This is a genomic window from Pseudomonas sp. PWP3-1b2, assembly GCF_049896045.1.
GTDB lineage: Bacteria > Pseudomonadota > Gammaproteobacteria > Pseudomonadales > Pseudomonadaceae > Aquipseudomonas > Aquipseudomonas antarctica_B.
On record NZ_JAFCTN010000055.1, the window covers coordinates 20343 to 33133 of the forward strand.

The following is a 12791-nucleotide window of genomic DNA, read 5'->3' on the forward strand; positions in this document are numbered from 1 at the left end:
CGATGGCATCACCTCGGTGTGTCAGATACAACGAGGTGATGCCATCGCAGGCAAGCCAGCTCCCACACCAATCCATTCCCCACACAACCGGGTTCACAGCAAGGCTGACAGCGCTGGTTGACCCAAGGCATCTATGATGAAATGCGACCCCAACCAATTTCGCGCCGCACCGCCATCACTTGCCGTGAAACCACGCCTGATCCGCCAACTGTTCCTGCCGCCACTGACCATCGCCCTGATGATCGGCCTGGGTTATATCGGCTTCTGGGTCAGTGAGTACTACGGCATCCGCACCCTCAGCGACAACGGCGAACGCCAGCTGGAGCTGCACGCCCGCACCGTCGAAAGCGAACTGAGCAAATACACCTACCTGCCCAGCCTGCTGGAACTTGAGTCCAGTGTTTCCACGTTGCTCGCCGACCCGAACCAGGAAACCCGGCAGACGGTCAATGATTACCTCGAAGGCCTGAACCGACGCAGTCGCAGTCGGGCCATCTACGTGATGGACACCACCGGCCGCGTGCTGGCCACCAGTAACTGGCGTGACGCCGACAGTTACCAGGGTGAAGACCTGTCCTTCCGTGCCTATTTCCAGAATGCCGTACGTGGCCAACCCGGCCGTTTTTATGGCATCGGCAGCACCAACGGTGAACCCGGCTACTACCTGGCCCATGGCCTGGAAGAACACGGCAAAATCATCGGCGTGGCCGTGGTCAAAGTGCGCCTGGAAGCCCTCGAAGAGCGCTGGCAACGCGCGCGTCTCGAAGCGTTTGTGAGCGACGAAAACGGCATCATCATTTTGTCCAGCGACCCGGCCCGTCGCCTCAAGGCCGTGCGCCCGTTGAGCGATGAGACCAAGGATCGCCTGGCTCACAGCCTGCAATATTACTGGGCGACACTGAACGAGCTGGAGCCCCTGGCCCGCGAGCGCCTCAACGAAGGCACCGAGAAACTGACCTTCCCCGCCAACAGCGAAGTGGTCAACGACGAACACGAAGTCAGCTACCTGGCGCAAACCCGGCCCTTGAGCGATACACCGTGGAATTTCACCCTGCTCACCCCGCTCAATGACCTGCGCCGCGCAGCGATCAACCAGGGCATTCTGGTGGCCGTCGCATTCGGCCTGGTCGCGTTTTTGCTGATTGCCTGGAACGAGCGGCGCAAGGTCATCGCCACTCGCCTCGCCGCGCGGGAAGCCCTGCAGGAAGCCAACAGCCAGCTGGAACGACGAATAGCCGAACGCACTGCCGACCTGCGCGCCAGCAACGAACGGCTCAAGGGCCAGATCCGCGAACGGCGCCAGGCCGAAGAAACCCTGCGCCGCGCACAGGATGAACTGGTGCAGGCGGGTAAACTCGCGGCCATCGGCCAGATGTCCACCAGCATCGCCCACGAACTGAACCAGCCGCTGGCCGCGTTGCGCACCCTGTCAGGCAACACCGTGCGCTTCCTGGAGCGCGGAGCCCTCGACACGGCCAGCGCCAACCTCAAGACCATCAACGAACTGATCGACCGCATGGGCCGCATCACCGCCAGCCTGCGCTCCTTTGCCCGGCGCGGTGACGACCAGGGCGAAGCCAGCCTCGGCAAAGCCGTGGACGCCGCGTTCCAGGTGCTGGGCGCGCGCATGGACGGTCTGTCGTTGAACGTACACCGCGACTTTGCCAACGCCCACTTGCAGATCGATCAGACGCGCCTGGAACAGATTCTGGTCAACCTGATCGGCAACGCCCTCGACGCCATGCAGGCGCAACCGGCCCCGGAACTCTGGCTGGACGGGCAGAGCAGCGAGGGCAAATACCGCCTGCAAGTGCGCGACAACGGCCACGGCATCGACCCCGAAGCGCGCAAACATTTGTTCGAACCGTTCTTCACCACCAAGCCCGGCGAACAAGGCCTGGGCCTTGGCCTGACGCTTTCCGCCAGCCTCGCGGCGGCCACCGGCGGCAACCTTGCCGTGGAGCATCCGGCCAGTGGTGGTACTGCCTTTGTCTTGTGCCTGCCGTTGGTGGGTGCTCAAAAAGCTGAGTCGACATGAATACAGACGCTACAGCCCTCAAAGACGACCTCACCGTACTGATCGTCGAAGATGACCCCCATGTGTTGCTCGGCTGCCAGCAAGCCCTGGCGCTGGAAGACATCCCCAGCGTGGGCGTGGGCAGCGCCGAAGAAGCGCTGAAACGCATCGGCGAGAACTTTGCCGGCATCGTCATCAGCGATATTCGCCTGCCGGGCATCGATGGCCTGGAGCTGCTGACCCGCCTCAAGGCCCTGGATAAAAGCCTGCCCGTGGTGCTGATCACCGGGCATGGCGATATCTCCATGGCGGTGGGCGCAATGCGCAACGGCGCCTACGACTTCATGGAGAAACCCTTCTCCCCCGAGCGCCTCGTGGACGTGGCTCGCCGCGCCCTGGAGCAGCGCGGGCTGGCGCGGGAAGTCTGGTCGCTGCGTCGCCAACTGGCCGAACGCGACTCCCTGGAAGGCCGCATCATCGGCCGCTCCCAGGCGATGCAGAACCTGCGCGAGCTGATCGCCAATGTTGCCGACACCTCAGCCAACGTGCTGATCGAAGGCGAGACCGGCACCGGCAAGGAACTGGTCGCGCGCTGCCTGCATGATTTCAGCCGCCGTCACGCTCACCAATTCGTCGCGCTGAACTGCGGCGGCTTGCCGGAAAACCTTTTCGAAAGCGAAATTTTCGGCCACGAAGCCAACGCCTTTACCGGCGCCGGTAAACGCCGTATCGGCAAGATCGAGCATGCCCACGAGGGCACGCTGTTCCTCGATGAAGTGGAAAGCATGCCGATCAACCTGCAGATCAAACTGCTACGCGTATTGCAGGAGCGCACCCTCGAACGGCTGGGCTCGAACCAGAGCGTGGCGGTGGATTGCCGGGTGATCGCAGCCACCAAATCCGACCTCGACGAGTTGAGCCGCGCCAACCAATTCCGCAGCGACCTGTACTACCGCCTCAACGTCGTCACGCTGGAGCTGCCGCCCCTGCGCGAACGCCGCGAAGATATCCTGCAATTGTTCGAGCATTTCCTGCAGCAGTCTTCCCTGCGCTTTGATCGCAGCGTGCCGGAACTGGATAACCAGACCGTCTCGATCCTCATGAGCCACGACTGGCCGGGCAACGTACGTGAATTGCGCAACGTTGCCGAGCGCTTTGCCCTGGGCCTGCCGGTTTTCAAGAAAAGCGGCAATGGCAGCAGTAATCATGGCCTGGCGTTTACCGAGGCGGTGGAAGCCTTCGAGCGCAATCTGCTCAACGATGCGTTGCAACGCAGCGGCGGCAACCTGACCCAGGCCAGCCAGGAACTGGGGATGGCCAAGACCACCTTGTTCGACAAGGTCAAAAAATACGGGCTGAGCCACTGATGGATCTGGTATTGAAGGCCGCCATCGGCGCAGCGGTGGTATTGATTTTGGCGGCATTGGCCAAAACAAAGAACTACTACATCGCCGGGTTGGTGCCGCTGTTTCCGACCTTTGCGCTGATCGCGCATTACATCGTCGGCAAGGGCCGCTCGGTGGATGATTTGAAGACCACGATCGTGTTCGGGATGTGGTCGATCATTCCGTACTTTGTGTATCTGGCGACGCTGTACGTAATGGTCGACCGGATGCGGCTGGAGGCGTCACTCGCCGTGGCGGCCGTGGCGTGGTTGATGGCGGCGACGGTGCTGGTCAGCGTCTGGGTGCGCATTCACGCCTGACAAATGTGGGAGCTGGCTTGCCTGCGATGGCGGTATGTCAGCACCCCATCAGTTGCCTGATACACCGCTATCGCAGGCAAGCCAGCTCCCACAGGTGGATCTCCATTTGGTCTGGAGAATCGCAATCTGCTCTAGAAAAAAACAGCGCTTTTGATTCAACCACTCAGGTCGGCTACTAGGCCGCCGTGCTTTAGATTTTGATCTGAGGCGCCCGTTAACCACGATGGCCGCACGCAGGCTTGAATTCGTGGGTAACCCGGCAGGACGCCGGGTTAGCCGCGCTGGGCCAAGGATGGCCCATCGCGGCGGCCCACGGATTCAAGCCGGAGTGAGGGCACACCGAGCCATAGCGAGGTGCCGAGTGGTGGGGCGAGGACCTTTTGGTTACTTTTGGGTCCTTCCAAAAGTGACCCGCTGTAAGAGCGGAACCATAAGCAGCCGTTACCACAGCAACGGATATGTACTCCCCCTAAAAAACCCACCATCGCCCCAAATCAGCGAATAATCTTCTCCACCTGAATCCCCAACTTCTTCAACCGATACCAAAAGCTCCTCTCGGAAATCCCGATCTTCGACGCCGCCGCTGCCTGCACGCCGTTACTCTCATTCAACGCCGCCAAAATGTAGCTCTTCTCAACCTCCGCCAGCGCCGCATCCAGGTCCGCAGGCACGCCCGGGCTGTCGCCCAGCAGCGCAGCAACGCCATCCTCGGCAGGTTTGGACGCAAACAGATAAGCCGGCAAATCAATGTCTTCAATCACCGGCTTGGCCGCAACAATGGTCGCGCGCTCCACACAATTCTGCAGCTCACGAATATTCCCCGGCCAATGATAGGCCGCCATGGCCTGCAACGCCTCCGCACTGAAGCCGGTGATGCGCTTGCCGGCAGTGGCGCTCAAGGTGTGGGCAAAGTGGCGGGCCAGCGGCACGATATCTTCGGCGCGCTCACGCAAGGCCGGCAGCGGAATCGGAAACACGTTGAGGCGGTAATACAGATCTTCGCGAAATTCTTTATTGGCCACCGCGTCCAGCAGGTTTTTATTGGTGGCGGCAATCACCCGCACATCCACCTTGCGCTCGCGGGGGTCGCCCACCGGCTCGATCACCCGCTCCTGCAAGGCACGCAAAATCTTGGCCTGCAACGCCAAGGGCATGTCCCCCACTTCGTCGAGAAACAAGGTGCCCTGGTCAGCCTGCATAAAGCGCCCTACCCGGTCGGCCACAGCGCCGGTAAACGCGCCTTTGCGATGGCCAAACATTTCGCTTTCCAGCAGCCCCTCAGGGATGGCCGCGCAGTTGACCGCCACGAATGGCTTGTCGGCCCGGTTGCCATGCTTGTGGATGGCGCGGGCAACCATTTCCTTGCCGGTGCCGCTTTCGCCGGTCAGCAGGATGGTTGCATTGCTGTCGCGCACCGAATCGATCGCGTTGAGTACCTGACGAAACGCCGGGCTGTCGCCCACCAGGCTGTCGAATTGCGCATGCTGGTCGAGCTCGGCGCGCAGGCGGGCGTTGTCGCGCAAAATGTCGCGAAATTGCAGGGCCTTGGCCACGGTGATGTCCAGCTCGTCAATGTCGAACGGCTTGGCGATGTAGTCGTAGGCGCCGTTGCGCATCGACTGCACGGCATTTTTCACGGTGCTGTAGGCAGTCATCACGATCACCGGCAAATCCGGAAAACGCACCTTGATCTCGGCCAGCAGCGCCGGCCCGTCCATGCCGGGCATGCGCCAGTCGCTGATCACCAGGTCGATGTCTTCCTGCTCCAGCACTTTGAGCGCATGCAGGCCGTTGCTCGCGGTGAACACCTGGATGCCGTTCTGGCTCAGGGCCGACGTGAGCAAGTCACAGAGCTTGGGCTCGTCGTCGACTACCAATACGTTATGCGTCATGACCTTCCTCATCGTCGCCGTCGTCTTCACCTTGGGCCGGAATGTACAGGCTGAAGGTGGCGCCGGCATCTTTCTCACTGGTGCATTCAATGCTGGCGTCGTGACTTTCCATGATCGAATAGACTTTAGCCAGACCCAGGCCCGTGCCCGAGGCCTTGGTGGTGACGAATGGCGTGAAGATGCGCTCAATCATGTCCGCCGGAATGCCTTGGCCGGTGTCGGCGATACTGATCACCGTGTTGTCGTCCAACGTGCGAATGCCCAGGGTCAGGCGCCCGCCGTCGGGCATCGCATCGATGGCGTTGAGAATCAGGTTCAGGCAGGCCTGCTTGAGCTGTTTGGCATCGGCGTACAGGGTCGCACCCGGCGCCTGGTCATCAATGTGCGCGTCTATGTTGTGGGTCGCCAGCTCCGGGCCGCAGAAGCCGAGGATCTCTTCCACCAACGGCCGCGCCGCCAGCGACACCCGCAAGGGCGGGTTGGGTTTGGCAAAGTCCAGAAACTCGGTGATCAGGTCGTTGATACGGCTGACTTCGCTGATCACGTATTCGAGGTGACGCTTGTCGGTTTCCGGCAGGTCGGCACGCCGGTGCAGCAGTTGGGTGGCCGTCTTGATGATGCCCAGCGGGTTGCGGATTTCGTGGGCCAGGCCCATGGCAACCTCGCCCAGCGCGTGCAGCCGGTCGCGGCGGCGCAGCTGGGCTTCGAGGTGATGCAACTCGCTAAGGCTCTCGGTCATGTGGTTGAAGGTGCTGCTCAACTGCGCCAGTTCATCGCCGCCGCTGACTGTCACGCGGTGCTCGTAATTGCCGGAGATCACCGCGTTCACGCCTTGGGACAAGTCGCGCAGCGGCTTGGTCAGGCGCCGCGACACCAACACACCGGCGCCCAGGGACAGCGCCGAGCTAAGCAGGAAAATCAGCACGAACAGGTTGCTCTGGTTCACCAGCCCTACAAGGCTGGTATGGCGCAGCAGGCCGCTGAAAATCACGCCTTGCAGGTCGCCGGCATCATTGAAAATCGGCCAGTACAAACCGCTGTAATTATTGGTGAACTGCTCGCTCGGCTGCCGGGTGCTGCGCATGGCCGTCTCGACATCCTTGGGAATGCGCGAGGGGTGATTTTCAAAGCGCTGGGTCGAGAATATCTCGTTAAACCCCGACGGGTTGGCGAGGTACAGGCGCAGGTCGAGGGAATGCACGTCGGCCACGCTGGTGAGGAAACTGCTGTCCAGGTAGGTGGCTACCAGCAGCAGGTAGTCGACGCCCTCCTGGTTGGTTTCGAAAGTCGAGACCACCAGGCCCGTGCTCACGCCGGCCACTTGCACGGTCTGCAGCACGGCGTTGCTGGTGAGGTCGATCTGCTTGACGATGTCGTCGGACGCGGTGCTGAACATCACCTTGTGGTCGCTGGTACGAATCAGCGCGACCACGTCGATGTCGGTGGCGTCGGCGATGTCCGCCGTCAGCCGGTCGTGCTTGGCGGCTTGCTTGTTCGACGGCGGGCTGGTGTAGCGCAGGAACAGCTTGGCCATGCGCGCGTTGTCATGAAGGATGTCGCCAATCTCGTCCTTGACGATCTTGGTCGACTCCTGCAGCCAGATCCGCACGTTGCTGTCGAAAATCTGCGACAGCGTGGTCGCTGCCAGCTCGGCCGCGATCATGGTGGGAATGACGCTCACCAGCCAAAACGCCAGCACCAGCTTGCGCTGGACGCTCCAGCGCGAAATGGCAAAGGGGCGGGCTTTTTGGCGGGTCTTGGTGATCATCAGGTTTCGCTTATCGCAGCAGCCATGGCAGGGTCGGAACGATCCGGTCGGAGAAACATTTTCGCAAGTTTGAGCAGGCCATTGACCAGCCAATTACGGTGGCGGAAAAACATGCTGTTGCCACGGAACTCGCACCCCAGGCGCAGCTTACTGGCATACCCCTCCTGGCCGCACTCGTACACGGGAATATTGTGCTGAATACAATAGTCGACATTGGTCAGCCAGCTGCGAAAGTACAGGTTGTATTCACGGCTGAACTCACGGTCATGCCCGAAAAACTTGTCGACCAGGCGGTGTTGGTCCAACAGGATCAGGTTGAACGCCACCAGGCGCTCGTCCACCCAATACACTACGCAGACAGCGCGATTTTCAAGGCGTTCGAGGATGCCGGTGAAGTAGCTGGCCGGCAGGCGCTCGAACTGCAGGTCGGAGCGACTGAGCGTCTCTTCATACAGGCGCATCACCTCAGGCAGCACGTCATCAATGTTGTGCCGCCACTCTACCCGCGGGCCCGGTGCCCGCAGTTTGCGGCGCAGGTCCTTGCGGGTCGATTTGCACAGCGAACCCAGGTAGGCGTCGACTGAGCCGTAGGGCACGCTCAACAACCCGGTGGGCAAACTCGGCATGCTTTGAAAGCCCGCCGCACGGCAACTGGCCGCCCAGTGCGGGTCTTTGGTCGGTACGTCCTTGACCGCGACCAGGCCGATACCAAACGCATTGGCATCCTGGCGCGCAGCCTGCAACAAATGCTTGAGCAACAGCGGGCGCCGCGCCTCGGGCACGCCACTGGCCACGCCCGCGTCGCAACGCTCCGCCACCGGCGAGCCGATGGCATACAACTGTAACTGTAAAACACCCGGCCACAGCCGCTCCAGGCGCTCGGTAAAGCGCTTGCCGCTGCCTGACACCGTGGTGTCGAGGCGATAATCGGTAATGAACGCGGCGGCCACTGCCACCACTGTTCCATTTTCGTAAACAGCCAGGTAACGCCATTTGAAATCAGCAATGGCTGCATTTTCCACGGCGACGTAATAGTCCCAATCCTCCAGGGCACCGGGGAAACAGTCGTTCCAGGTACTGCGCTGGATGGCCCGGATAGTCGAGAAGGCTTGGGCGGTGATCACGTACATCCCTTATCTATATGGCGGAATCCGATCAAATGTGGACGTTGGCTTGTCAGGCAGACAGCACTGATGCCATCGCAGCGCTGCGACGACTCGACAAGCCAGCGCCCACATTGATCTGTGTGGGTTTGACGAGCGTGTGTTGCTCGACAAACTCGGCACTCAACTCGATCACCCGGCGGTATTGCAGGTCGACGGTGATCATGTGGTAGCAGTTGTCGAGCAGGACCTTGGTCACCGGGCCGCCGAGGTGGCGTTCCACGTAATCGGCGTTCCAGCGGCTGGTGATATCGTCCTCAATGGAATGCAGCACCAGCGCCGGGACGTTGATCGAGGGCATGCGTTTTTTGACCACGGCATTCATCCGGTGCAACTCACGTACCGTCACGCCTTCCATCGTCAGCAACCCCGCCTCGCTGCTCTCGCCTTCCTTCATCTGTCGTTCGACGATCGAGCGCAGGCGCTCATTCTTGATGCCGTAAGGCGGTTTCTCGGTAAACCGAAACAGGCGCACACCGTAAGGAATGCGGATCAGCAGTGGCGTGATGAACGCCATTTTGTTGATGCTCCAACCGTCGTATTTCAACGTGGTGGAATACATCAGCAAGCCGGCCACCTGGTTCGGGAACTCCGACGCCAGGTACATCGACATCACCGCGCCCATGGACAAGCCCCCGACAAACACTTGCGCATGGCGCTGTTTGGCCTGCACGAAGGTCTTGCGTACCCCTTCGTACCAGTCCAGCCAGCCGGTGGCCTGCAGGTCACTGTTATCGCCGCAGTGCCCGGCCAGGGTAGGCACATACACCGTGCAGTTACCCGTTTTGGCCAAGCCTTTCGCCACCTGACGCAATTCCGTCGGGGTGCCGGTCAGGCCGTGGATCAACAGGATCCCGACCGGACCTTCACCGAGAACGAAGCCGGCATCACCTTCACCGAGGTCGATCTCAGGCCTGTTCACCGTTTGGTCGCTCGTACCAGCAGTTGCTCGAGCAGCTTCAGGCCCAGTTCGATTTCCGGGTAGCTGATTTCCAGGGACGGTGCCAGGGTGATCACGTTTTTGTAGTAGCCGCCCACGTCGAGGATCAGGCCAAGTTTGCGCCCGTCCACTACCATGTCGCCTTTCATGCCTTCTTCGACCATGTAATCCAGGGTCGCCTTGTCCGGCGTGAAGCCGTCCGGGCCGCAGATTTCGCAGCGCAGGGCCAGGCCCAGGCCGTCGACATCGCCGATGATCGGGAAACGTTTCTGCAGGTCCTGCAGGCCTTCGAGGAAGAACTTGCCCTTGGCCATGACCATCGCGCCGTAATCGACTTCGTTGGTCATCTTGAACATTTCCAGGCCCACCGCCGTGCCCAACGGGTTGGAGGCGAAGGTGGAGTGGGTCGAACCTGGCGGGAAGATTTTCGGGTTGATCAACTCTTCACGGGCCCAGATGCCGCCCAGTGGGTTGAGGCCGTTGGTCAGCGCCTTGCCGAAAACAATCACGTCCGGCTGCACGTCGAAATGCTCGATCGACCACAGTTTGCCGGTGCGGTAGAAGCCCATCTGGATTTCGTCGGAGACCATCAGGATGCCGTGCTGATCCAGCACATGCTTCAACTCGCGGTAGAAGTTCATCGGCGGGATCACGTAGCCGCCGGTGCCCTGGATCGGCTCGACGTAGAAAGCTGCGTATTCGCACTGGTTGGTTTTCGGGTCCCAGACACCGTTGTATTCGGTCTCGAACAAACGGGCGAATTGCTGCACACACTGGCTGCCGTACTCTTCCTTGGTCATGCCTTTAGGGCCACGGAAGTGGTACGGGAACGGAATGAAGTTGGCGCGCTCGCCGAAGTGGCCGTAGCGGCGACGGTAGCGGAAGCTCGAAGTGATCGACGATGCGCCAAGGGTACGGCCGTGGTAGCCGCCTTCGAAGGCGAACATCAGGCTCTTGCCGTTGGAGGCGTTACGCACCACTTTCAGGGAGTCTTCGATCGACTGCGAACCGCCGACGTTGAAGTGCACGCGACCGTCGAGGCCGAATTTTTTCTTGGCGTCGACCGCGATCATTTCCGAGAGCTCGATCTTGCCTTTGTGCAGGTACTGGCTGGCGATTTGCGGCAGGGTATCGATCTGCTGTTTCAGCGCGTTGTTCAGGCGCGGGTTGGCGTAACCGAAGTTAACGGCCGAGTACCACATTTGCAGGTCGAGGTAGGCCTGGTCTTCGGTGTCCCAAACGTAGGAGCCTTCGCAACGGCTGAAAATACGCGGTGGCTCGATGTAGTGAACGGTGTCGCCGTAGGAACAGTACTTGGCTTCTTTATCCAGAAGAATCTGGTCTTCGGCGGTAGCGATACGGATATCAGACATGGTGGAAGATTTCCTGATTGTCAGCAGCAGTAAAGGTGGTGGCGTTGGCGGCAATGCCTTGTGGCAGCCGGGCCAGCAGCGCAGGCACTTCGGCGAAGGTGTCGAAGCGCGCGTGAGGAATGTTGTTGGCGACGCAGTAATCGGCGAGGCTGCCTTTGGCGAACACAAAGTCGGCGGTGGAGGCCACGCACATGTCGGACTTGCCGTCGCCGATCACCAGCACGCGCTTGTTGCGCGGGGTGGACTTGCATTTGCAGTTGCCGGACGCGGCACGGCAGGCATCGCTGGAATACGGAAAGTCGATGCGCCAGCTGTTCTGGTCGACCTGACGCAGGCGGTTGGCGAGGATCGGCAGCAAGGTCACGTAATTGCGCGACAGAATACGCGCGATGCCTTGCTCGATGCCGTCGCTGACCACTTCAATGGAAGCGCCCAGGCCCATGACGTGATCGACGAAGTCCGGGAAGTCCGGGTCGATCTCGACGCTGTCGAAGTACGCCAGCAGTTCGGCCGGGGTCGCCTTGATCAGCGCCAGTTGCCGGCTCAGGCATTCGCGTGAACCGATATGCCCATCCAGCCATTCCTGTTCGATGGTTTCCCACTCGGGACCGGCGAAGCGTTGGAGGACGTTGTCGATGACATCGGTGGGGGTGATGGTCCCGTCGAAGTCACACACGATATGCCAGTGAATCATCTGCGTATTACCTTGTGAGGGCGCGCTCTGTGCGCTTGCAGAAGGGGTAGAGCAGGGATTGTGCCAACTCGTCAAAGCCCAGCGGGGCTGGGGATTTGGTGCTTACACGGGGTGTTTTGTGTCGCAGGAGCTACAATTTTTGTAGCTTGCTACAAACAAGATGAGTGCTTGCGTCCGGGCAGCCCTTCGCGCGTGAATGCGCGCATGTTCAGATAAGGAATTCGCTCCATGTTCAAGGTCACTTCTGCTGTATTCGCCGGTGTGCTGGGGCTGTGGGGTTTCTCCAGCGCCGTGTTCGCCGATGGCATTACCGGTGAAGTGGGCGCGGGCGTCAGCTACCAGCCCCATGACCCGACGGGCAGCCGTTACGAAACCCGGCCGATTCCTTACTTCGATCTGGACTGGGGCAATGTCAGCCTCGGGAACGATGACGGCCTGACGTGGAATGCGCTTACGACTAATGGCATTACCGCCGGCCCTTATATCAATTACCTGTCGGGGCGCTCGGCCAATGGCTCGCTGCGCGGTTTGCGCGATGTGCAGGACGCGGCTGAAGTTGGGGGTTTCATTCAGTACGCCCCGGCTGAGTTTTGGCGTGTGTACGCGCAGGTTGGCCACTCAGTTGGCGGCGCGCGGGATCAAAGTGGGGTGTTGGGTAAGCTTGGCGGTGAGCTGGGTTATCCGCTGGGCGGCGGGATTATCGGCAGCACGGGGTTGATGGCGCACTTTGCGGATGCGCGTCAGACGCAGGCGTTTTTTGGGGTGGATGACAAGGACTCGGCTGCTTCGGGCTTTCGCGCTTACAACGCCAGCGGGGGGGTTCAGAATTTGACGCTGACGCAGAGTTTTGAGATTCCGCTGGATGCGCATTGGTCGTTGTTGACCAGTGCCAGTTGGGTGCATTTGGTGGGGTCGGCGGCTGACAGCTCCATCGTCAAGGCGACTGGGGATGTGAATCAGGGTCAGGTGCAGGCTGCGGTCAGCTACAAGTTTGACTGAAGGGGGTGGGTTTGGGCTTGGGCTTTTTGGGCGGGTGGGTACATATCCGTTATTTGGGTGATGGCAGAAATCGGTTCCGCTCTTACAGCGGGTCACTTTTTGAAGATCGCATAAAGTAACCAAAAACGCCCCACCACTCGGCACCTCGCTATGGCTCGGGAAGCTGGCTTTTCTGTGGGAGCTGGCTTGCCTGCGATGGCATCAACTCGGTGTGCCTGATGTACCGAGGTGTCTGCATCG

General features: G+C 60.6%; 10 protein-coding genes. 4 read left to right on the plus strand and 6 right to left on the minus strand.

Features of this window, described 5'->3' with window-relative positions; all coding sequences use genetic code 11:
• The first annotated feature begins 136 nt into the window (after nucleotides 1-136).
• The 3 genes from ACP7A2_RS24755 to ACP7A2_RS24765 are packed head-to-tail and all read left to right on the plus strand — an operon-like array spanning nucleotide 137 to nucleotide 3722.
• Entirely contained in the window at nucleotides 137-2038 is a 1902-nt protein-coding gene (locus tag ACP7A2_RS24755; RefSeq protein WP_348062095.1) for a sensor histidine kinase, read from the plus strand.
• Nucleotides 2035-3384 (plus strand): sigma-54-dependent transcriptional regulator, encoded by a 1350-nt coding sequence (locus ACP7A2_RS24760; protein ID WP_375071150.1) that lies wholly within the window; start codon nucleotides 2035-2037, stop codon nucleotides 3382-3384. Before ACP7A2_RS24755 ends, ACP7A2_RS24760 begins: the two co-directional genes overlap by 4 nt.
• Nucleotides 3384-3722 carry a GlpM family protein gene (locus ACP7A2_RS24765; protein ID WP_426136412.1) on the plus strand — a complete coding sequence of 113 codons (339 nt, stop codon included), beginning with the start codon at nucleotides 3384-3386 and terminating at the stop codon, nucleotides 3720-3722. The genes ACP7A2_RS24760 and ACP7A2_RS24765 overlap by 1 nt, the downstream gene beginning before the upstream one ends.
• A gap of 494 nt (nucleotides 3723-4216) precedes the next feature.
• On the opposite strand, the gene ACP7A2_RS24770 is transcribed toward ACP7A2_RS24765, so the two are convergent.
• The 6 genes from ACP7A2_RS24770 to ACP7A2_RS24795 are packed head-to-tail and all read right to left on the minus strand — an operon-like array spanning nucleotide 4217 to nucleotide 11552.
• Nucleotides 4217-5614 carry a sigma-54-dependent transcriptional regulator gene (locus ACP7A2_RS24770; RefSeq protein WP_426136414.1) on the minus strand — a complete coding sequence of 466 codons (1398 nt, stop codon included), beginning with the start codon at nucleotides 5612-5614 and terminating at the stop codon, nucleotides 4217-4219.
• A complete protein-coding gene (locus tag ACP7A2_RS24775) occupies nucleotides 5604-7382 on the minus strand; it encodes an ATP-binding protein (protein ID WP_426136415.1) in 1779 nt (592 codons plus the stop codon). The genes ACP7A2_RS24770 and ACP7A2_RS24775 overlap by 11 nt, the downstream gene beginning before the upstream one ends.
• Complete coding sequence (locus ACP7A2_RS24780) at nucleotides 7382-8506, minus strand: GNAT family N-acetyltransferase (RefSeq protein ID WP_426136423.1); 1125 nt, start codon at nucleotides 8504-8506, stop codon at nucleotides 7382-7384. The genes ACP7A2_RS24775 and ACP7A2_RS24780 overlap by 1 nt, the downstream gene beginning before the upstream one ends.
• 52 nt (nucleotides 8507-8558) lie before the next feature.
• Nucleotides 8559-9467 carry an alpha/beta hydrolase gene (locus ACP7A2_RS24785; RefSeq protein ID WP_426136417.1) on the minus strand — a complete coding sequence of 303 codons (909 nt, stop codon included), beginning with the start codon at nucleotides 9465-9467 and terminating at the stop codon, nucleotides 8559-8561.
• Entirely contained in the window at nucleotides 9464-10858 is a 1395-nt protein-coding gene (locus tag ACP7A2_RS24790; protein WP_426136418.1) for an aspartate aminotransferase family protein, read from the minus strand. The genes ACP7A2_RS24785 and ACP7A2_RS24790 overlap by 4 nt, the downstream gene beginning before the upstream one ends.
• The gene (locus ACP7A2_RS24795; RefSeq protein ID WP_348062578.1) at nucleotides 10851-11552 is read right to left on the minus strand and encodes an MtnX-like HAD-IB family phosphatase; all 702 of its coding nucleotides are present in this window, start codon (nucleotides 11550-11552) and stop codon (nucleotides 10851-10853) included. The genes ACP7A2_RS24790 and ACP7A2_RS24795 overlap by 8 nt, the downstream gene beginning before the upstream one ends.
• A 228-nt stretch (nucleotides 11553-11780) precedes the next feature.
• Between ACP7A2_RS24795 and ACP7A2_RS24800 the strand changes: the two genes are divergently transcribed.
• Entirely contained in the window at nucleotides 11781-12551 is a 771-nt protein-coding gene (locus ACP7A2_RS24800) for a MipA/OmpV family protein (RefSeq protein ID WP_426136420.1), read from the plus strand.
• The last annotated feature ends 240 nt before the right edge of the window (nucleotides 12552-12791 follow it).

Excerpts from the sequence above, each read along its gene's own strand:
- ACP7A2_RS24800 (WP_426136420.1), top strand. The coding sequence starts at position 11,781 with ATGTTCAAGGTCACTTCTGCTGTATTCGCCGGTGTGCTGGGGCTGTGG.
- ACP7A2_RS24765 (WP_426136412.1), top strand. The coding sequence starts at position 3,384 with ATGGATCTGGTATTGAAGGCCGCCATCGGCGCAGCGGTGGTATTGATT.
- ACP7A2_RS24775 (WP_426136415.1), bottom strand. The coding sequence starts at position 7,382 with ATGATCACCAAGACCCGCCAAAAAGCCCGCCCCTTTGCCATTTCGCGC.
- ACP7A2_RS24790 (WP_426136418.1), bottom strand. The coding sequence starts at position 10,858 with ATGTCTGATATCCGTATCGCTACCGCCGAAGACCAGATTCTTCTGGAT.
- ACP7A2_RS24770 (WP_426136414.1), bottom strand. The coding sequence starts at position 5,614 with ATGACGCATAACGTATTGGTAGTCGACGACGAGCCCAAGCTCTGTGAC.
- ACP7A2_RS24760 (WP_375071150.1), top strand. The coding sequence starts at position 2,035 with ATGAATACAGACGCTACAGCCCTCAAAGACGACCTCACCGTACTGATC.
- ACP7A2_RS24755 (WP_348062095.1), top strand. The coding sequence starts at position 137 with ATGAAATGCGACCCCAACCAATTTCGCGCCGCACCGCCATCACTTGCC.
- ACP7A2_RS24795 (WP_348062578.1), bottom strand. The coding sequence starts at position 11,552 with ATGATTCACTGGCATATCGTGTGTGACTTCGACGGGACCATCACCCCC.